This window comes from Leifsonia lichenia (genome assembly GCF_054780215.1).
The window spans coordinates 893709-912272 of the sequence record NZ_BAAGWT010000002.1; the positions used below are offsets into that span (position 1 = coordinate 893709).

The 18564-nt window shown below is 68.8% G+C and carries 25 protein-coding genes and 1 pseudogene; 10 read left to right on the plus strand and 16 right to left on the minus strand.

The annotated features are described in order from the left end of the window. Positions 1 to 45: 45 nt before the first annotated feature. From ACYVGI_RS08770 to ACYVGI_RS08785, 4 genes are all read right to left on the minus strand, one after another. A complete protein-coding gene (locus tag ACYVGI_RS08770; RefSeq protein WP_460632216.1) occupies positions 46 to 591 on the minus strand; it encodes a MerR family transcriptional regulator in 546 nt (181 codons plus the stop codon). 142 nt (positions 592 to 733) lie between these two features. After that, on the minus strand, positions 734 to 1432 hold the full coding sequence (gene ftsR, locus ACYVGI_RS08775) for a transcriptional regulator FtsR (RefSeq protein WP_460632217.1): 699 nt from the start codon (positions 1430 to 1432) through the stop codon (positions 734 to 736). Positions 1433 to 1459: 27 nt separating this feature from the next. Then, positions 1460 to 1963, minus strand: coding sequence for an FHA domain-containing protein (locus ACYVGI_RS08780; protein ID WP_321164258.1), 504 nt, complete (start codon positions 1961 to 1963; stop codon positions 1460 to 1462). A 12-nt stretch (positions 1964 to 1975) separates the two neighbouring features. Continuing rightward, positions 1976 to 2590, minus strand: a complete 615-nt coding sequence (locus ACYVGI_RS08785) for a CDP-alcohol phosphatidyltransferase family protein (RefSeq protein WP_460632218.1) — start codon at positions 2588 to 2590, stop codon at positions 1976 to 1978. Positions 2591 to 2669: 79 nt separating this feature from the next. Between ACYVGI_RS08785 and ACYVGI_RS08790 the strand changes: the two genes are divergently transcribed. Then, positions 2670 to 3494, plus strand: a complete 825-nt coding sequence (locus ACYVGI_RS08790) for a DUF1295 domain-containing protein (RefSeq protein ID WP_460632219.1) — start codon at positions 2670 to 2672, stop codon at positions 3492 to 3494. On the opposite strand, the gene ACYVGI_RS08795 is transcribed toward ACYVGI_RS08790, so the two are convergent. Continuing rightward, positions 3484 to 4011 (minus strand): hypothetical protein, encoded by a 528-nt coding sequence (locus tag ACYVGI_RS08795; protein WP_460632220.1) that lies wholly within the window; start codon positions 4009 to 4011, stop codon positions 3484 to 3486. The genes ACYVGI_RS08790 and ACYVGI_RS08795 overlap by 11 nt on opposite strands. A 72-nt stretch (positions 4012 to 4083) precedes the next feature. Between ACYVGI_RS08795 and ACYVGI_RS08800 the strand changes: the two genes are divergently transcribed. From ACYVGI_RS08800 to ACYVGI_RS08810, 3 genes are read left to right on the plus strand one after another with little or no spacing between them, the layout of a single operon-like run. After that, positions 4084 to 4530, plus strand: coding sequence for a hypothetical protein (locus ACYVGI_RS08800; RefSeq protein WP_460632221.1), 447 nt, complete (start codon positions 4084 to 4086; stop codon positions 4528 to 4530). A 2-nt stretch (positions 4531 to 4532) separates the two neighbouring features. Beyond that, positions 4533 to 4904 (plus strand): RNA-binding S4 domain-containing protein, encoded by a 372-nt coding sequence (locus tag ACYVGI_RS08805; protein WP_460632222.1) that lies wholly within the window; start codon positions 4533 to 4535, stop codon positions 4902 to 4904. Continuing rightward, positions 4904 to 5716 carry a DUF72 domain-containing protein gene (locus ACYVGI_RS08810; protein WP_460632223.1) on the plus strand — a complete coding sequence of 271 codons (813 nt, stop codon included), beginning with the start codon at positions 4904 to 4906 and terminating at the stop codon, positions 5714 to 5716. The genes ACYVGI_RS08805 and ACYVGI_RS08810 overlap by 1 nt, the downstream gene beginning before the upstream one ends. Positions 5717 to 5799: 83 nt before the next feature. Here ACYVGI_RS08810 and ACYVGI_RS08815 read toward each other — a convergent pair whose 3' ends face one another. The 3 genes and pseudogenes from ACYVGI_RS08815 to ACYVGI_RS08825 form a co-directional block, all read right to left on the minus strand. Next, positions 5800 to 6189 carry a VOC family protein gene (locus ACYVGI_RS08815; protein ID WP_460632224.1) on the minus strand — a complete coding sequence of 130 codons (390 nt, stop codon included), beginning with the start codon at positions 6187 to 6189 and terminating at the stop codon, positions 5800 to 5802. A 33-nt stretch (positions 6190 to 6222) separates the two neighbouring features. Further along, a complete protein-coding gene (locus ACYVGI_RS08820; RefSeq protein WP_460632225.1) occupies positions 6223 to 6795 on the minus strand; it encodes a nuclease-related domain-containing protein in 573 nt (190 codons plus the stop codon). Positions 6796 to 7034: 239 nt separating this feature from the next. After that, positions 7035 to 7175, minus strand: a pseudogene (locus ACYVGI_RS08825) (DnaJ domain-containing protein); the annotation flags it as partial. A gap of 203 nt (positions 7176 to 7378) precedes the next feature. On the opposite strand from ACYVGI_RS08825, the gene ACYVGI_RS08830 reads away from it, so the two are divergent. The 4 genes from ACYVGI_RS08830 to ACYVGI_RS08845 all read left to right on the plus strand — a co-directional run bounded on the left by ACYVGI_RS08830 (position 7379) and on the right by ACYVGI_RS08845 (position 9609). Then, on the plus strand, positions 7379 to 7759 hold the full coding sequence (locus ACYVGI_RS08830) for a glyoxalase superfamily protein (RefSeq protein WP_460632226.1): 381 nt from the start codon (positions 7379 to 7381) through the stop codon (positions 7757 to 7759). 119 nt (positions 7760 to 7878) lie between these two features. Further along, positions 7879 to 8301 (plus strand): ArsR/SmtB family transcription factor, encoded by a 423-nt coding sequence (locus ACYVGI_RS08835; protein WP_460632227.1) that lies wholly within the window; start codon positions 7879 to 7881, stop codon positions 8299 to 8301. After that, positions 8298 to 8774: an SRPBCC family protein gene (locus ACYVGI_RS08840; RefSeq protein WP_460632228.1), complete on the plus strand. Its 477-nt coding sequence runs from the start codon at positions 8298 to 8300 to the stop codon at positions 8772 to 8774. Before ACYVGI_RS08835 ends, ACYVGI_RS08840 begins: the two co-directional genes overlap by 4 nt. Before the next feature lie 4 nt (positions 8775 to 8778). Then, on the plus strand, positions 8779 to 9609 hold the full coding sequence (locus tag ACYVGI_RS08845) for an alpha/beta fold hydrolase (RefSeq protein WP_460632229.1): 831 nt from the start codon (positions 8779 to 8781) through the stop codon (positions 9607 to 9609). On the opposite strand, the gene ACYVGI_RS08850 is transcribed toward ACYVGI_RS08845, so the two are convergent. The 6 genes from ACYVGI_RS08850 to ACYVGI_RS08875 are packed head-to-tail and all read right to left on the minus strand — an operon-like array spanning position 9599 to position 14846. Then, positions 9599 to 10477 (minus strand): prenyltransferase, encoded by an 879-nt coding sequence (locus ACYVGI_RS08850; protein WP_460632230.1) that lies wholly within the window; start codon positions 10475 to 10477, stop codon positions 9599 to 9601. The genes ACYVGI_RS08845 and ACYVGI_RS08850 overlap by 11 nt on opposite strands. Before the next feature lie 2 nt (positions 10478 to 10479). Beyond that, on the minus strand, positions 10480 to 10800 hold the full coding sequence (locus tag ACYVGI_RS08855) for a lycopene cyclase domain-containing protein (protein WP_460632231.1): 321 nt from the start codon (positions 10798 to 10800) through the stop codon (positions 10480 to 10482). Next, positions 10797 to 11237, minus strand: a complete 441-nt coding sequence (locus ACYVGI_RS08860; protein ID WP_460632232.1) for a lycopene cyclase domain-containing protein — start codon at positions 11235 to 11237, stop codon at positions 10797 to 10799. The genes ACYVGI_RS08855 and ACYVGI_RS08860 overlap by 4 nt, the downstream gene beginning before the upstream one ends. After that, positions 11234 to 12844 carry a phytoene desaturase family protein gene (crtI, locus tag ACYVGI_RS08865; RefSeq protein WP_460632233.1) on the minus strand — a complete coding sequence of 537 codons (1611 nt, stop codon included), beginning with the start codon at positions 12842 to 12844 and terminating at the stop codon, positions 11234 to 11236. The genes ACYVGI_RS08860 and crtI overlap by 4 nt, the downstream gene beginning before the upstream one ends. Then, positions 12841 to 13764, minus strand: coding sequence for a phytoene/squalene synthase family protein (locus ACYVGI_RS08870; protein ID WP_460632234.1), 924 nt, complete (start codon positions 13762 to 13764; stop codon positions 12841 to 12843). The genes crtI and ACYVGI_RS08870 overlap by 4 nt, the downstream gene beginning before the upstream one ends. Beyond that, positions 13761 to 14846: a polyprenyl synthetase family protein gene (locus ACYVGI_RS08875; RefSeq protein WP_460632235.1), complete on the minus strand. Its 1086-nt coding sequence runs from the start codon at positions 14844 to 14846 to the stop codon at positions 13761 to 13763. The genes ACYVGI_RS08870 and ACYVGI_RS08875 overlap by 4 nt, the downstream gene beginning before the upstream one ends. A gap of 74 nt (positions 14847 to 14920) precedes the next feature. Here ACYVGI_RS08875 and ACYVGI_RS08880 point away from each other — a divergent pair, with 74 nt between their 5' ends. After that, positions 14921 to 15496: a MarR family winged helix-turn-helix transcriptional regulator gene (locus tag ACYVGI_RS08880; RefSeq protein WP_460632236.1), complete on the plus strand. Its 576-nt coding sequence runs from the start codon at positions 14921 to 14923 to the stop codon at positions 15494 to 15496. On the opposite strand, the gene ACYVGI_RS08885 is transcribed toward ACYVGI_RS08880, so the two are convergent. Further along, complete coding sequence (locus ACYVGI_RS08885; RefSeq protein WP_460632237.1) at positions 15441 to 17012, minus strand: SDR family oxidoreductase; 1572 nt, start codon at positions 17010 to 17012, stop codon at positions 15441 to 15443. The genes ACYVGI_RS08880 and ACYVGI_RS08885 overlap by 56 nt on opposite strands. A gap of 62 nt (positions 17013 to 17074) precedes the next feature. Between ACYVGI_RS08885 and ACYVGI_RS08890 the strand changes: the two genes are divergently transcribed. Further along, complete coding sequence (locus ACYVGI_RS08890; protein ID WP_055895873.1) at positions 17075 to 17416, plus strand: DUF7882 family protein; 342 nt, start codon at positions 17075 to 17077, stop codon at positions 17414 to 17416. A 44-nt stretch (positions 17417 to 17460) separates the two neighbouring features. Here the strand turns inward: ACYVGI_RS08890 and ACYVGI_RS08895 are convergent, their stop codons facing one another. Next, complete coding sequence (locus tag ACYVGI_RS08895) at positions 17461 to 18372, minus strand: sigma-70 family RNA polymerase sigma factor (protein ID WP_460632238.1); 912 nt, start codon at positions 18370 to 18372, stop codon at positions 17461 to 17463. Between the last annotated feature and the right edge of the window lie 192 nt (positions 18373 to 18564).

Sequence of the window (18564 nt, forward strand, 5' to 3'; positions counted from 1 at the left end):
CGAAGACTCCGTCTGAACGGAGGTCGAACGCCGGTCAGGAGCGGCTCAGGAAGCGCGGGAGGCGCGACGAGCGGCGAGCTCGTCCATGGCGTCGGTCTGGGTGTCGAGCTCGACGAGGCTCGACTCGACCTCGCGGAGGACCTTGCCGACGGCGATGCCGAAGACGCCCTGGCCGCGGCTGACGAGGTCGATGACCTCGTCGTTGGAGGTGCAGAGGTAGACGCTCGCGCCGTCGCTCATCAGCGTGGTCTGCGCGAGGTCGTTGACGCCGGATTCGCGGAGCTGGTTCACCGCAGTGCGGATCTGCTGCAGGGAGATGCCGGTGTCGAGGAGGCGCTTGACGAGCTTGAGGACGAGGATGTCGCGGAAGCCGTAGAGGCGCTGCGAGCCGGAGCCCGCCGCACCGCGGACGGTCGGCTCGACCAGTCCCGTGCGCGCCCAGTAGTCGAGCTGGCGGTAGGAGATGCCGGCGGCGCGGGCGGCGACAGCACCGCGATAGCCGTTGGCGTCGTCCATCTCCGGGAGGCCGTCGGTGAACAGCAACCCCAGATCGTACCGGGCCGCGTCGTTGTCACGACTCAGTTCACTCATGGGTTCGCCTCTCGCCCGGTCTTGGGATGCGCGTGTTCGACAGGCGCATCATCCACGGTACCCATGGTCAGGGTCGCGGGCAACGACATTCGCAGTTTGACTATCGGCGTGTCGAAGCGATCCGTCAGTGCGGCGCACGCGGTCATGGCTGGATGCGCGCAAGAGCCGACCGGATGATGCTCCCGCGCACCACGTCGAGCTGCCCGGCGATCTCGCGGGCGAGCTCGGCGGTCTGTGCCCTGCTCGACACGTCGTTGCGTCTGGCGATGGGCACGAGGGCCGTCTCGATGAGGCCGAGTTCACGCTGCGCCGCCGCACGGAAACCGCGGAGGTGGCGGGGCTCGATGCCGTGCCGCTGGAGCTCGACCAGTGCGCGCAGCACCGCCAGCGTCTCCTCGCCGTAGACCTCGGCCGGCGCGATGACGGATGCGCTGATCGCGTCCTGCAGGAGTTCCTGGCTCGCCTGCGCCTCGCGCAGCAGCTCGCCGCGCTTGAAACGACGCCCTGTGGGCAGCATGGAGGGACCGGCCGTGGGAGCCGCGCCCGGCAGTTGCGGGTTGAGGCCAGCATCCAGATCGGCGAGGTAGCTCTTGATGACCTTGAGCGGCAGGTAGTGGTCGCGCTGCATCCCGAGCACGATGCGGAGTCGCTCCACGTCGTCCGGAGAGAACTTGCGATAGCCGGATGCGGTCCGCGCCGGGGACACCAACCCTCGCTCTTCGAGGAAGCGCAGCTTCGACGACGACAGGTCGGGGAACTCGGGAGTCAGGCGCGCGAGCACCTGGCCGATGCTGAGCAGCGCAGGCGAGCCGGCGCGAGCGCTCGCTGCCTGCCGTGCCACTAGCGCGGTGCCATCAGTTGCGGGCCACTAGCTCTGCGCCGACGCTGCGAGGTCGAGACGCGAGGCGTAGAACGTGAGCCGGAACTTGCCGATCTGCACTTCGGCGGAGTCGGAGAGCAGGGCGCTCTCGATGCGGACTCCGTCGTAGTACGTGCCGTTCAGCGAACCGAGGTCGCGGACCTCGAACGCCGTTCCGCGGCGCGTGAACTCCGCGTGACGGCGCGACACGGTCACGTCGTCGAGGAAGATGTCGGCGTTGGGGTGGCGTCCGGCGCTCGTCACATCGGCGTCGAGCAGGAAGCGCGCGCCGGTGTTCGGACCACGGCGGACGATCAGCAGAGCCGACCCGGACGGCAGGGCGGCGATGGCCTCCTGCTCCTCCGGGGAGATCTCCCCATCCATCGGGTACATCTTCGACACGAACTCCTCGCCGAAGCGTGCGGTCGTGTCTTCGTTCCCCGCGGCTGAATTACGCAGGGGGTTGTTCTCGGCGTCGTCCGCCGGCCCATTCGGGTATGTCTCGTCAGGCACGTCAACCTCCTCTTATTCCAGCGTATCGGATCGGTCGGCTCCGTCGTCGGCCGGAAGGCGGATTACCCGAGCCGTTTCTCCGATATACACGAATCCGGCCCACCAGTAGAGGAAGGCTCCCCAGAGCGCGAACGCCCAGCCGAGCGGCAGAGAGAACGGCGCGAGAGCGTCGAATGCCTCGCCGAGCATGAGCAGCGGGAGCGCCCAGAACAGGCAGAACGTCGCCACTTTGCCCAGGTGATGCACGGGAAGCGGGCCGTAGCCGTGGTTCGCGAGGATGACGCCGAGCACCGCGAGCATGACATCCCTGGCCACGATGATCGCCACCAGCCACCACGGGATGACCTCGCGCCAGGCCAGCCCGATCAGGGCGGCGAAGATGTACAGCCGATCGGCGGCCGGATCGAGCAACTGTCCAAGCCGCGACACCTGATCGAGGCGCCTGGCGAGGAAACCGTCGAGGAAGTCCGTGATGCTCGACACGACGAGCACGAGCAGCGCCAGCGCATCCTGACCGACGATCACGAACGCCAGGAACACCGGCACGAGGGCCAGCCGGAAGAAGCTCAGGATGTTCGGGATCGTCAGAACCCGCGAACTCGCCTCGCGCGCACCGACACCATCCACGAGGTACGAGTCTAGTGATCCAGCCGCCCGCGCCGGGAAGCTCCCCGGCGCGGGACGAATGCGTGCATAAGATGTGGGCGTGGAGCCTTTCATCGTCAGTCTGTGGGTCCTGGTCGGCGTCTGCGTCGTCACCTGGGTGCTCTCGCTCATCACGGGCGAGCACTCCTGGGTCGATCGCATCTGGTCGGTGGTGCCGGTCGGGTACGTCTGGATCTACGCGGGCTTCGCCGGTCTGCAGGATGCGCGGCTCAACCTCATGGCGATCCTCGTGACCCTCTGGGGCATCAGGCTCACCTTCAACTTCGCGCGCAAGGGCGGGTACGCGCCGGGCGGAGAGGACTACCGCTGGGCCGTGCTGCGCGGACGGATGCCCGCCTGGCAGTTCTGGCTGTTCAACCTGTTCTTCATCGTGATCTACCAGAACGTGCTGCTGTTCCTCATCACGCTCCCGGCCTGGACTGCATACCTGCACCAGACCCCGCTCGGCGCGCTGGACATCGTCTGCGCCGTCGTCTTCCTCGCGTTCCTGGTCGGCGAGACAGTCGCCGACCAGCAGCAGTGGAACTTCCACCAGTGGAAGAACGCGGAGAAGGCCGCTGGACGCGAGCCGCAGCCGCGCTTCCTGCAGTCCGGCCTGTTCCGCGTCTCGCGGCATCCCAACTTCTTCTTCGAGCAGGCGCAGTGGTGGGTGGTCTTCCTGTTCGGCTGCGTCGCCGCGGGGTCGATCCTGCAGTGGACGGTAATCGGTCCTCTGCTGCTGACCGGGCTGTTCATCGGCTCAACGGTGTTCACCGAGAGCATCTCGCTGTCGCGCTACCCCGAGTACGCGCAGTACCAGCGCCGCACGTCGCCGATCGTGCCGTGGCCGCCGCGCGGTCGAGGCGAGGAGCCGGTCACGCCGTAGCCGGACCGTGCCCGGCCCGGCGCGGCTTGTCCCCGCCGGACTTCGCAGGCTTGGGGAAAGCGGCGCGCATGTGGTCGGAGTCGAGGTAGTCCGCGACGCCGATCAGGATGAGGCTGAACAGGATCTGCTCGGTGACCATCCACAGCGGGTACAGCCCGGGGATCGCGGCGATGACGAGCGTGACGACCGGGAAGATCTTCGAGAACAGCCGCAGCCGCGAGTACGCCCAGTAGTAGCCCTTCTGCGCGCGCCAGGCGAAGTAGAAGAGCGTCACCGTCATGCCGAGCACCACGACGCTGCGCATCCACACCGCCCACGGGATGCTCTCGCCGCCGACGGCCAGGACCACCGCGATCGCGACGGCGGCGACGCCGACGACGAACTCGGCGACGAGCAGCCAGGTGATCACCACGAACGCGCGGCGGGTCTTCGGATCGCGCAGGTTCTCATCCGGAATCGTGTAGTCGGCGTTCCGTCCTCCCGCGATGCGGTCGAGCGTTCTCAGCAGGGATTCCATGCTTTTACGGTAACCCGGCGCGACGCGCGCCCGCTTCCACATTTCGATGGATCGAGCGCGTACCGTTGGAGGATGTCGTGCATTCGGTTCAACACCCCGGCCCAGCGTCAGGCGATGCGTGAGCACCGGCCTGCGATGCTCACCGCGGAGGAGGCGGCGGCGCTGCATCCGTCTCCCCCGGTCACCGAGAGCAAGATCCGTCGCCTGCGTCTGCTGGCCGCCGACCCGAACCCGAAGATCAGGGAGAGCGTCGCGAGCAGCTACAACACGCCGGAGGACCTCTTCCTCACCCTCGCGAAAGACCAGGACGCCGGGGTCCGCGGATGTGTCGCCAAGAACGAGGCGACGCCGTGCGACATCCTCCGGATGCTCGCCGACGACCGCTCGGAGGTCGTGCGCGGCTGGGTGGCCGTCAACTACTTCGTCCCGGCGGATGTGATGGACAAGCTCGCCGGCGACAGGAGCAAGACCGTCCGCAGCCTCGTGAAGTGGAAGAGCCAGCTCGCAGAAGCGATCTGATCGTGGCTGAACCTGCGAGCGTCCGCGTCGACTCCTGGGCGTGGGCGGTGCGGCTGTACAAGACCCGCTCCGCCGCATCCACGGCGTGCAAGGCCGGCCACCTGCGGGTGAACGGCGACAAGGCCAAACCGGCGACGCCCGTGAAGGTCGGCGACGAGGTGCGGGCTCGCGTCGGCGAGACGGAGCGCATCCTGATCGCCAGGAAGCTGATCGTGAAGCGGGTGGGCGCCGCGGTCGCGGCCGAGTGCGTCGACGAGCTGACTCCCCCTCCGCCGCCGAAGGCCGAGGCGCCGTCTGCGATCGTGCGCGAGCGCGGGGCCGGGCGTCCGACGAAGCGCGACAGGCGCATCCTGGACCAGTTGCGGGGGCGCTGATGGCCGTCGCCCGCATCGGCATCTCCGGATGGACGTATGCACCGTGGCGCGGAACCTTCTACCCGAAGGGTCTCCCGCACCGTGCCGAGCTGGCGTACGCGGCAGAGCGGCTGGACTCGATCGAGATCAACGGCAGTTTCTACGCGCTGCAGAAACCCGCGAGCTACCGCCGCTGGGCCGAGGAGACGGCAGACGACTTCGTCTTCTCTGTCAAGGGCGGCCGGTACATCACGCACATTCTGCGGCTGAGGAACGCGCGAGAGGCCGTGGCCAACTTCTGCGCTTCCGGAGTGCTGGCGCTCGGCGCGAAGCTCGGGCCGATGCTGTGGCAGCTCCCGCCGAACCTGTCGTTCGACCCGGAGGCGGTCGCCGCGTTCCTTGCACTGCTGCCGCGGACGACCTCCGCGGCAGCGACTCTCGGCGCGGAGTCGACGCTGGACGAGGACCGCACGTTCCTCTCCCCCGCGGTCGACGCCCCGCTGCGTCACGCGGTCGAGGTGCGCAACACGACCTTCGACGTGCCCGAGTTCACGGCCATCGCACGGGATGCGGGAGTGGCCATCGTCGTCGCGGACACGGCCGGCCGCTACCCCGTCATCCGGGAGACGACCGCCGACTTCCAGTACCTGCGACTGCACGGCGACGAAGAGCTGTACGCGAGCGGATACACCCCGGATGCGCTCGACCGCTGGGCGGAGGACATCCGGACCTGGCTGCACGCCGGTCAGGACGTCTACGCCTACTTCGACAACGACCTCAAAGTGCGTTCCCCCGTCGATGCGACCTCCCTCCGCACCCGGCTAGCCCCCTGACCCGTCACCCCCGCCCGGCAACGAGTGGTCCCGAATTGCCGTGCGCGCGTAGGCCGCACGGCAATTCGGGACCACTCGACTGGCTAGTTCTCGATCACCGAGACGACATTGCCAGCCGGGTCGAGGAACCAGGCGATGTTCGGCCCGCGGTCGACCTCTTTGCCGCGCAGGACTCCCTTGGCGTCGGTCGGCAGGTTGGGGTCGTCGTAGATGTCGGTCTTGACACCCTTGGCGTTGAGCTCGTCGACCGCGTCGTCGATGTTCTCCACGACCAGGTTGAGGATGGTGAAGGTCGCCGGGGTGTGGTCGTCCTTCGGGTAGATGAAGACATGGCTTCCGGACGGCAGCGCGAGGTCGAGGTTGCCCATCGGGCCGTCGGTGACCTGGAGCCCCAGCGTGTCGGCGTAGAACGCCTTGGCCGCTGGGATGTCGTTGACGCTGAAACCGCTGAAGATGTCGAGTGGTGTGACCATGTCCCCACTCTGCTCCTCCGGCGGCCTTCGCGTCTAGACGAACCGGATGCTCTCCTGGAGCCGGGGGCGCAGCTCGAACGCCCGGTCGACGCTCTCCCTGCCCGCGGCGTTCGCGCCGTTGCGGAGGACGAGCGGAAGCAGCGAGCGGCGCACGAGCAGCGACCCGGCGAGTCGTCCGCGTTCGATGCGGTCGTACGGCACGGCGAGCGCGTCGTCCGGGACCACGATGATCAGGCCGGTGAAGCGCACGCCCACCTGACGCGAGAACGTCTTGGCGTCGCGCAGCAGGTCGTGGAAGGGCTGCTCGTCGCGGTCGACCGTCTGGCCGACCACATCGCCCTTGGAGAGCTTGACCTCTCCTCCCCAGTCGGCCGAACGGATGGCGAAGAGCCCCGCAGGGCCGAGCACCACGTGGTCGAGCTTCGCGTCGGAACGGGGATGAACGGAGACGTCGTTCCAGATGGTGAAGCCGATGCCGAGGCCGGTGACGGCGCGCGCGGTCGCCTCCTCGGCGAGCGCGACAGCGAGGAGCTGGCGGATCTCGCGCGGGGCGGAACGGACGAGCCCGGGATCGTACGGGTCGTCGAGTTCGGTTCCCCTGCCCATCCACTCACGCATGAGGTGCAGGTAGCGTTCGCGCGCCTGTCCGCCGGGATGGCCGTAGCTGCGCGCGCGCGCACCGTTGCGCCCTGCGACTGCGAGCGGGTGGCGTGGAAGGTGGCGCTGAACCCGCCTCCGGTGGAGCCCTCCGCTGTGACGTCGGAGGTGTATGCGGACTCGCCGCGGTCGTAGCGGGCGCGGTCGTCCGGTTCTCCGATGAGCTCCCAGGCCTCCTGGACCGCTTGGAAGCGCGCCGCGGTGCCGCCGGTGTCCGGGTGGGTCTCCCTGAGCAGCCGACGATAGGCGCGGCGGAGGTCGTCGTGGCTGACGGTGGAGGCGACGCCGAGCACCTCGTATGGGGTGGGCGAAGCCGGGCTGTCGCTCATCGCTCGTTCGTCTTTCTCGGGCGTCCTGGTGCGGAGGGTGTCCGCGTTGCCTTTTGACGATACCGTCCCTGCGCTGTGAGCTTCCTCCCCACTGGCAGGGAGTGAGATGTTTTCCCCAGATTTTCATTGCGGCCGGAAGATGACCGCAATCGTTCGTACGCTGGGAACAACGAACGGACAACACGAGAGAAAGGGCTCAGCTCATGGCCATCACCGACTGGCGCATCGAACTCATCACCATCCCCGTCACCGACGTCGACCGCGCCAAGGCGTTCTACGTCGACCAGGTCGGCTTCGTCGCCGACCACGATCAGCGGGTCTCCGAGACACTGCGTTTCGTGCAGCTCACCCCTCCTGGCTCCGCCTGCTCGATCGCGTTCGGCGAAGGGCTGACGGACATGGAGCCCGGGTCGCAGCGCGGACTGCAGATCGTGGTGCAGAACGCAGACGACGCACTCGCCCACCTTCGGGAGAACGGCGTGGATGCGGAGGGCGTGGCCGACCTGGACTGGGGCCGCTTCGTGACCTTCGCCGACCCGGACGGCAACGAGTGGGCGTTGCAGGAGCTGCCGAAGCGCGACTGAGAAGGACTGCGCGCGGGCATCGGCGCGGGATGCGCGGTCCCTCTTGACACGGGCCGCGCATCCACTATTCTTGCCTCATCGGTTATAGAACCATTTGGTTATGGATAGGACGAACGTCGATGGGTGTGGAGCAGACCGACCAGCTCAGCGCGGTGTTCGCCGCCCTCGCCGATCCCACCAGACGCGAGATACTCCTTCGCCTCCAAGACGGCGACGCCTCCGTGAGCGAGCTCGCCGAGCCGTTCGCGATGAGCCAGCCGGCGATCTCCAAGCACCTCAAGGTGCTCGAGCACGCTGGGCTGGTCTCCCGAAGCCGGGTCGCCACGACGCGGCTCAGCCATCTCGAGGCGGAACCGCTCAGGGAGGCGACCGAGTGGATGCAGCGGTACAAGCGGTTCTGGAACGCGAGCTTCGACCGCCTCGATGCAGCCATTGCCGCCTTCCAGCAGCAGGAACGCCGGCACGAACACGAGCCTGTGCGCGATCGCGAGCCCGGTTCGATGACAGGACACCAGCCACACGAGGAAGAAGAGGCATCATGAACGACAGCGGCCGACCGGCGGGGATCGCCGACACCGACGTCTACATCACCAGGGCGTTCGACGCTCCGCGCGCGCTGGTGTGGAAGTTCTTCATGCAGCCCGACCTGCTCGCGTCCTGGTTCGCACCGACGGCGCATTCGGCACCGGAGGAATCGATCGTGGTCGAGCCGCGGGTCGGCGGGCGGTGGGAGCTCGCGATGGTGAACGACGCCACGGGCGGCACCTTCCCGATGCGCGGCACCATCGTCGAACTGGTCGAGCCGGAACTGCTCGTTCTCGATGTCTCCGCCGTGGCCGAGATGGGCGCGCTCGACAACCTCTTCCTGCGCATCCAGTTCCACGACCACGGAGACCGCACCAGGATCACCCTGCACCAGGGCCCGTTCGACCGCGACGCCCAGCACGAGACCGAGACCGGCTGGGGCGAGTCGTTCGTCAAGCTCGACGCGCAGCTTGCGAGAACGAAGGGATAGCAGCATGACCGACAAGACCGCATCCACCGTCGCCCCGACCACCGGGGCGGTGAGCTCCGAAGACGGCACTCGCATCGTGTACGAGCGCTCCGGAACGGGACCAGCGCTCGTGCTGGTCGACGGCGCGCTGTGCTCGCGCGCATTCGGCCCTGCGCGACCGCTCGCCGCGCTGCTCGCCGACCGCTTCACCGTCTATGCGTACGATCGGCGCGGCCGCGGTGAAAGCGGCGACCGACAGCCGTATGCCGTGCAGAACGAAGTCGACGACCTGCGTGCCGTGATCGCCCAGGCGGGGGCCGACACCGGAGGGGAGGTCGACGTGTACGGCAGTTCGTCCGGAGCCGGCGTCGCGCTCGAAGCCGCTGCGGCCGGCATCCCGATGCGCCGGCTCGTGACCTACGAGGCGCCGTACATCGCGGACGGCTGGAAGGACACGAGCGTCGATCACCTCGCCGCCGTGCAAGCGCTGCTCGCCCAGGGCAAGAACGGTGCGGCCGTCGGCTACTTCCTCACGAAGATGGTCGGCGCTCCCGTGTTCATGCCCGCCATGATGCGGCTGATGCCGAAGGTCTGGAAGCAGCTCACGGCCGTCGCCCCGACACTGCCGAACGACATCCGGGTGATGGACGGCTTTCGCCTCCCCACCGAACGGCTGGCGACCATCGCCGTGCCGACCCTGGTGTTGGTGGGATCGAAAGCCGCCGACCCGATGCGCGAGGCTCAGGATGCGCTGGCCGCGACCATCCCCGGCGCCCGGTTCGGCGTGCTCGCCGGGCAGACCCACCAGGTCTCCGAGAAGGCCGTCGGGCCAGAGATCGCGTCGTTCAGCTCGTGATCGCCGCGAACAGGATGAGCAGCATGGTCACGAGGAAGCCGCAGGCGTAGTTGATCCAGAGGAAGCGCCGCCAGCCGCGGTTGGCGGCGGCGGAGTCCTCTTCGGTGATCCGCCAGAACGGCGCGGCCGCAACGATGTACGGCACAGCGAGCACCGCCGCGAGCGGTCCAGGCCAGGCAGTGAAGAGCATCGCGACCCCGGCGAGCGCCCACGCGGCGATGGCGAACCTGGTCGTCGCCTTCGCGCCGAGTGCGGTGGCGATGGAGGCGATACCGCCCTCCCGGTCCGGCACCACATCCTGCACGGCGCCGAACGCGTGGCTGCCGATCCCCCACAGGAAGAAGGCGAGCAGCACGGCGCCGAGCTGCGGCGTGAACGCGGCGCCGGCCAGCACCAGCGCGTAGACCGCGGGGCTCACGAAGTGGGTGCTGGAGGTCACGGAGTCGAGGAACGGGATCTCCTTGAACCGCAGACCCTTCACCGAGTACGCGAGCACGGCGAACACGCTCACCGCGAGCACCAGCCAGGACAGCGGGGAGCCGACCACGACGAGGTAGAGCAGAAACGGGATGTTCGTGACGGCCGCAGCGATCAGAGTGCGCCGGTGCATCCCCCGGTCGAGCATGGCGCCCTCCGCGCCGCCCTTGCGCGGATTGCGGAGGTCGGACTCGTAGTCGAACACGTCGTTGATCCCGTACATGGCGAGGTTGTACGGGACGAGGAAGTAGATCGTGCCGACGACGAGGGTGAGGTCGAGCTGCCGGGTGGTCAGCAGGTAGGCGGCGGCGAAAGGGAACGCGGTGTTGATCCAGCTCAGCGGTCGCGAGGCGAGCACGAGCTGGCGGAACGGGGAGGTGGAGCGCGTCATCGTCATTCCGGGCGCCGCCTCCGCAGCAGCAGCCACAGTGCAGGCAGGAGCAGGAGGCCGGCGAGCGGGTATGCGAAGTCTTCGACGGGAACCAGACCGATTCTGGCGCCGCTGATGTGCGCCTCGCCGTAGGTCATCAGGCCGGAGGCGATCATCGCGTTGTCGAACACAGCGGTGAGCACCGCGAGGAGGAGCCCGGCGATCAGGACGGGGAGCCACCACCGGCGGACGACGGCTGCGCGATCGCGCGCGGTCGCGAGCGCAACGGCGAGCACAGCGACGGCGACGGCCAGGAACCCGAGGCTGAGGAGTAGGTAGGTCATGCGTCGCCCCGATCGCGGGCGCCGTCGTGTGCCGCAGCGTCCGTCGAGGCGGCGCCCATCGAGGCGGTGCCCGTCGAGGCCGTGCCCGTCGAGGCGGTGGTATCGCCCGGAGCCCCGCCCGCCGCGCGGCGGTCGAGCAGGAGCCTGGCTCCCGTCACGAGCACCATCGTGAGGTAGCAGAGGAAGGTGAGGAAGAAGACCTCCTCGAGCGGAAGCTCCGGCGCGAGCACGATGCCGGTCATGAAGCGGGAGCCGCCGCGGGCGAAGACGTGCAGTCCGATGCCGGCCAGGTCCCAGGCGAGGAAGAACGCGACGCCGACGACCAGCACGATCGCGGCCCGCCGCGCATCCCGCCAGAAGAACAGCCGGAAGCCGCGGTCGAGCAGCACCATCGAGCCGAGCGGGATCAGCAGAGCCACCAGGTAGAGGATGCTCACCCGACCGGCTCCTGCCTGGACTCCGCCGAGGTCTCCGCGGTGCGGGGCTCCGGCAGGGGTCCGGTGCTCGTGTCGCCGCGGAGACGCTTCAGGACGAGTTCGGCGCTGATCAGGCACATCGGCAGTCCGATGCCAGGGATGGTGGTCCCTCCCGCGTAGAGGAGGCCGTCGACCTTCGCCGACGCGTTGCGGCCGCGGAAGAAGGCGCTCTGCCGCAGGGTGTGCGCCGGCCCCAGTGCCCCACCTCGCCAGGCGTTCAGGTCGGTGGCGAAGTCGTCAGGCCCGACGGTGCGTCGCACGATCACGCGCTCCGCGAGGTCCGGGATGCCCGCCCAGGCCGCGACCTGCGCGATCGCCGCGTCCGCCGTGCGCTCCACGACTCTGTCGCCCGCGCCGTCGATCCCACCGGAGCCGATGGAGACGTCGGCGGGCACAGGCACGAGGACGAAGAGGTTCTCGCAGCCATTGGGCGCGACAGTGCCGTCCGTGGCGCTCGGCTTGCAGACGTAGAGCGAAGCGGGGTCGGGGATGGACGGATCGGCGCCGTAGATGCGCTCGAAGTTGTCGTCCCAATCGGTGGTGAAGAACAGGTTGTGGTGGGTCAGCTCCGGGAGCGCGCCGCGCACGCCGAGCATCACGAGCACGGCGCCTGGTCCGGGGTCGCGGCGGTCCCAGTACGACTCGGGGTACGTGCGAAGCTGCTCCGGCAGCAGCCGGGTCTCTGTGAAGTGCAGATCGGCGGCCGACACGACGATGTCGGCGGGGCTGAAGTGCAGCCCGCCTGCCGCATCCCGGTACTCGACACCGGTGACCCTGGCCCTGGCGACGCCCGGTTCGGTGCGGATGGCGGTGACCCTGGCCCCGGTTCGCAGGTCTGCTCCGTCTGACTGGGCGATCGCCGCGATGCTGTCGACGATGGTGGTGAAGCCGCCCTGGGGATAGTGGACGCCGTCCTCCAGGTCGAGGTGACTCATCAGGTGGTACATGCTCGGTGCGCGGCCGGGCGACGTGCCGAGGAACACCGCTGGATAGCCGAGGATCTGCCGCAGCCGGGTGTCGTTCACCGTGCGCGCGGCCAGCCGGCCGAGCGGTTCGAGCAGAAGGCGGGCGAGGCGGCCGAGCCTGGTCACCAGGTCGCGGGCGAACAGCGGGCGGAAGGATGCGAACGTTCCGTAGAGGAAGCGGTCGACCGCCATCCGGTAGGTCTCCCTGGCGCTGTCCAGGTAGCGGTCCAGTCGTGCGCCGGAGCCGGGCTCGACCGCCTCGAACATCGCCCGGTTGGCCGGGTAGTCCGCCCGCACGTCCAGCGGCGCCTCCCCCGACTCCGCGAACACCCGGTAGCCGGGGTCGAGCGTGACGAGGTCGAGCTGCTCCTCCGACGTGGTGCCGAGCAGACGGAAGAAGTGGTCGAAGACCTCCGGCATCAGGTACCAGGACGGTCCGGTGTCGAACCGGAAGCCGTCCGCCGACCAGGTGCCGGCCCGACCACCGAGGGTGTCGTGCTGTTCGAGCAGCGTCACCCGGTAGCCGTCGTCTGCCAGCAGGGCTGCGGTCGCCACTCCGGCGATCCCGCCGCCGATCACCACCACGGAGGCCGGACGCGTCATCGGTACGATCCCGCCCCCCACCCGGCTGTCGCGCGCACCAGGATCGCAAGCTTCGTGCGGGTCGGCACGCTCACGCGGGTCGACAGCAGCAGCGGCGCGGGCGTCAACCGGATGCGATCCGTCAGTTCCGCGAACAGGGAGTGCGCCGCCACGATGGCCCTGCGGCAGTTGTCCGGGAGCTCGGGGATGGCGTCCTCCGCCGCCCCGAGATCGCGCTCGATGTCGACCACGAGCTCGAGCTTCTGCCGCTCGGTCAGTCTGCCGGGGTCGATGCCAGGGAAATAGCTGCGGCCGAGTTCTGTCCAGTCCACGGCGAGGTCGCGGAGGAAGTTGATCTTCTGGAAGGCGGAGCCGAGCCGGCGTGCGCCGCGCTCCAACCGCATCCGGCGCTCGGTGGCCACCTGCTCGTGGGAGAGGAACGCGCGCAGGCACATCAGGCCGACCACCTCGGCGGAGCCGTAGATGTATGCACTCAGCTCGTCGGAGCTGAAGTCGACCGGGCTGAGGTCGCGGCGCATCGACGAGAAGAACGGCGCGGTCAGTGCGGCGTCGATGCCGACCGCGCGTGCCGTGCAGGCGAACGAGTGCACGACGACGTTCGCGCTGTATCCCGTGCGCATCGCCCGTTCGGTGTCGGCTTCGAGCGCGTCGAGGAGGGCGCGCTGATCGTCGACGGCCAGACCGGCCTCCGCGGCCGCTCCATCCACGATCTCGTCGGCGATCCGCACCAGGGCGTAGATGTCCTCGACCTGCGGGCGCACCTCGGGCGACAGCAGCCTGGTCGCCATCCCGAACGATGTCGAGTACTCGTGGATGATCGTGGCGGAGCTGGTGTGAGCCGCCCTGGTGTAGAGGGACAGGTCGGTGGGATTGGCCGGGTGCGAGCCGCCCGGTGCGGTGAGTTCGGCCTCTCGGGTCATGCGATCCTCCCCACGCAGGAGCGGGCCACCGCCTGGAGCTCGTCGCTCAGCGAGACGGGCAGGCCCGGCGCGTCCAGCGCAGCGACGGCGGCGTCCGCGTACTCGGTCACGAGGCCCTCGACGAACCCGCGCGCGCCGCAGGCCTCGAGGTCTGCTGCGAGGCGGCGGCCTGCCTCGTGGTCCAGGTCGGCGCGTCCGAACTGCTGTTCGATGCCCGGCCAGGCGGACGTGGCGCGCGCGTACGCGATGAGCGAGGTCTCCTTGCCCTCCCTGAGGTCGCTGACGATGCTCTTGCCCGTCGCGTCCTCGCGTCCGAAGACCCCGAGCAGGTCGTCGCCGAGCTGGAAGGCGATGCCGAGCAGCCGGCCGTACTCGCCGAGAGCCGCCAGCACGTCTCCACCTGCTCCGGCCAGGATCGCCCCGGCAGCGAGCGGTCCGGCGAACGAGTACGCCGCCGTCTTGCGCTCGGTCATCGCCAGCACGTCCGGCAGGCGCGCCTCATCGAGCCGCACGCTGAACGACACGTCGGAGAGCTCGCCGGCCGCCGTGACGAAGATGCTGTGATCGAGCAGGTCGAGCAGCGCCGTGCGGGAGGCGGAGGGGACGCTGAGGCGGGCGACCAGGGAGGCCGCAGCGTGCAGCAGGAGGTCGCCGGCGAGAATGGCGGCCGTCTCTCCCCAGAGGGCGGCGCGCTCAGGCTGGACGCCGCGGGAGACCGCATCCCTGGCGAACTCGCCGGACACATTGGGTCTGCCGCGCCGCATCGTGTCGCCGTCGATCACGTCGTCGTGCAGCAGGAAGGCGGTGTGCAGCAGCTCGAAGGCCACGGCGGTGTCGACGGCATCGGCGGTGGTCGCGATTCCGGACGCGGGGCCACCGATGGCGTCGAACGCGCTCAGCACGAAACCGGGCCGGATGCGCTTGCCGCCGTCGCTGGCGCTCTTCGCGCTTGTCCAGAGCCGCTGGTACTCGCTGCCGTAGCGGGTGGCCTGCTCCGTTCGCTCGGCGAAGAACGCGGCGAGCCGGGCATCGACCTCTGCCAGACCGATCCGCGGTGGTGTTCCCTGATGGACCTGGGTCATCTCCGCTCCCCTTTGTCTAGCCAAGTAAGTAAATAACCTAGCACGATTCTTACACTCGGGCCTAGGATGTGGGAATGGGTTCCAAGGACGACGCGCGACGCGTTTCAGGGTCGCTTCTCGATCCCCGCGTCATCGATCCCCGACAGGAACTCGTCCGCCACGACGACCTCAGCGACGACGACCTCGCGCAGGTGGTGCAGGTGCTCACCGCCATCAGGGACTGGCGAGAGGCCGAGCAGAGGCTGAGCTTCGAATCGCGCAGCCGGATGAAGCTGAACGACACAGACATGAAAGCCCTGCGATACATCATCGCGTCGGTCAACTCCGGAGTCGCCGTCACGGCGGGGGCGCTCTCCGAGCACCTCCACATCTCGACCGCATCCACCACCAAGCTCCTCGACCGGCTGGAACGCGCCGGACACATCGAGCGCAGGCCGCACCCGACCGACCGCCGAGCAGTCACCGTCGCCATCACCGAGGAGACGCACCAGCAGGTGCGCCGCATGATGGGCAAGCAGCACGCGCAGCGGTTCGAAGTCGCCAGGGCGATGACGCCCGACGAGCGCGAGGTGGTCATCCGGTTCCTCACCGAGCTCACTGCGGTGGCGACACCGGTGCCGGTGGCGACGCCGGTGCCGGTGGCGGAGTAGCCGGACCCTCGTCCGGAGCGGTCGCCGCGGCGACGATCCGGTTCGCCATCCCGTTGAAGATCACGCCGTGGAACGGCAGGATCGCGAACCAGTAGAGCCGCCCGGCCAAGCCCTTCGGGAAGAAGATCGCGCGCTGACGGTAGCGCGAGCCGTCGCCGTCCGGATCGACCCGCATCTCCAGCCACGCCCGTCCCGGCACCAGCATCTCGGCACGAAGCCGCAGCTCCCTGCCTCTGTCGATGCGCTCGACCCTCCACCAGTCGAGCGCGTCTCCGGTCTGCAGCCGGTCGGCATCCCTGCGTCCCCTGCGCAGGCCAACCCCGCCGACGATCTTGTCCATCCACCCGCGCAGCGCCCAGGCCAGCGGGAACGAGTACCAGCCGCGTTCGCCGCCGATGCCCTCCACCACACGCCACAGCCGGTCAGGGGATGCGCTGCTCTCCCGCTCTCGCACATCGGAGTACACGGTGTGCCCTGCCCAATCGGGGTCGCTCGGCAGAGGGTCGCTCGGTGCGTTCCCGACCGAGGAGTTGCGCCAGCTCGTCTCCACATCGCCGTCGCGCACCCGCGCGAGCGCGAGCCGGACAGCCGTGCGGTAGCCGGTGAGGCCGCCCTCCGGCGGCGGAATGACCTCGTCGATGTCGTGCTCGCGCACCACGCAGTCGTACTGCAGCGATTCGATGATCGGAACGGCGAGGCTGCGCGGGATGGGCGTCACGAGGTTCACCCACTGCGAGGCGAGCCACGGCGTGAACACCGGCAGCGACGCGATCGGGCGCTGCCGCAGCCCCGCCTCCAGCGCGAAGCCGTTCATCATCTGGCCGTAGCGCAGGATGTCCGGCCCGCCGATGTCGTACGCCCGGTTGATCTCGGGAGGCAGGCCGGCGGCGGCGACCAGGTAGCGCAGCACATCCCGGATCGCGATGGGCTGGATGCGGTTGCGCACCCAGCGCGGAGCGGGCATGTACGGCAGCACCTCCGTCAGGTGACGGATCATCTCGAACGACGCCGAGCCGGAGCCGATGACGACCCCGGCCTGCAGCACGACGGTCGGCACCCCCGAGTCGAGAAGAATCCTGCCGACCGCCACCCGCGACCGCAGGTGGCGTGACAGCTCGCCCTCGGGGTGCAGCGCGCCGAGATACACGATGCGGCCGACTCCGGCGGCGCCCGCCTCCTCCGCCACCACGCGGGCGGCGTCGGCCTCCTCGTCGTCGAAGTCGCCGGAGGCGCGCATCGAGTGGACGAGGTAGTACACGACGTCGGCGTCGCGCATGGCGTCGGCCACCGCATCCCGGTCGTGCAGGTCGCCCTCGGCGACCTCGACCTGCGGAGCCCACGGCACATCCGTGAGTTTCTGCGGCGAGCGCGCGAGCACACGCACCCGGAATCCCTCGGCGAGGAGCCTCGGCACCAGGCGTCCGCCGATGTAGCCGGTCGCGCCGGTGACCAGGGCCAGGCGGCCGCCGGTCCCCTCTGGTGTCTGCTGCTCGGGATGCACTGCTGAATCGGTCATGCCGCGACCTTACGCTCGGCGCTTCGCACGCGAAGGCCCTCCGCGTCCTGTAGCTTCGTGCCATGGGCAAGCTTGTATACGCGGGGACGACGGAGATCGGCTTCGAGGACCGGGTCCTCGCACACCTGCAGATCGTGGTGGGTCTGAAACTGCGCCGCAAAGAAGGGTTCTTCATGTCGTGGCGCGACGAGCAGGGCGTCGGCGACGGCCGGAGCGCGATCTGGGTCGACCCGTCCATCCCGCTGCTGTTCCGCTACAGCGGCGGACGGCAGCCGTCGATCAACAAGGCGTGGCTGGAAGCCCTCACGCTCTCGTCCAACAGCGCACAGGGCCTCCAGCTCACGGAGGAGATCGGCGCGATCGGCGCCGACGAGGTGAACGCGGACTCGGCTCCCGGCCGCTGATTCCTCGACCGGCACGGACGGACCGATGCGCACTGACGCGCTGATCAGCGCAGGTACTCGAGCAGTTCCGGGCTGCGGAGGCGCTTGAGGCTGCGGGTCTCGAGCTGGCGGACGCGCTCGCGGGTGATGCCGTAGACCTCGCCGACCTCGTCCAGAGTCATCGGCTTCTGGCCGTCGAGGCCGAAGCGCATCCGGACCACCTTGGCGTCGCGCGGGGGCAGATCCTTGAGGCGCTCCTCCAGGTCGCGGTGCCGGAAGCCGACCTCCACCGCCTCCGCGGGGGTCGGGAAGTCGTCGTCCTCGATCAGGTCGCCGAGCTCTGCGCCCTCGTTCTCGCCGACGGGCACAGCGAGCGACACCGTCTCCGAGTCGCTCATCTGCAGCTTGTGCACCTCGGCCGGGGTCAGGTTCGACGCCTCTGCCATCTCGTCGAGCGTGGGGGTGCGTCCGAGCTCACCACCGAGGTCGCGGCGGATGCGGTCGAGCTTGTCGATCTTCTCCACGGTGTGAACCGGGATGCGGATGAGCCTGGCCGTGTCCGCGATGCCGCGGAGGATCGACTGGCGGATCCACCAGGTGGCGTAGGTGGAGAACTTGTTGCCTGTGCCGTAGTCGAACTTCTCGACGGCGCGGACGAGGCCGAGGTTGCCCTCCTGGATGAGGTCCATCACCGGCAGGCCGCGGCCCGCGTAGCGTTTGGCGATGCTGACCACGAGGCGCAGGTTCGCCTCGATGAAGCGCTCGAAGGCGCGCTTGCCGTCGTCGGCCAGCCACTGGAGTTCACGGCGCTCCATGCCGGTGAGTCCCTGACGCTTGCTGAGGCGTTCGCCGGCCAGCACACCGATCTCGATGCGCTTGGCCAGAGCGACTTCCTCTTCTGCCGTGAGGAGGCGCGTGCGCCCGATTGAGTTCAGGTAGTCGCGCACCGGGTCGTTGGTCACTTCGAGGACTGTCATGTCTTCTTCCCATCACTCATGTTCATTTGTTCGCTCTGCATCCCTGCGGTGCGCGATCCCGCGGTCGGGCGGGGAATCTGACTTCAGGCTCTCAGCGCGGCTTGACCCCCAACAAGGGGTTGACAGCAGGGGTATAGGAACGCTAGGCGTGTCGGATTCGTCACACGCATCCCGTTCTGTCAAGCCCCTGCT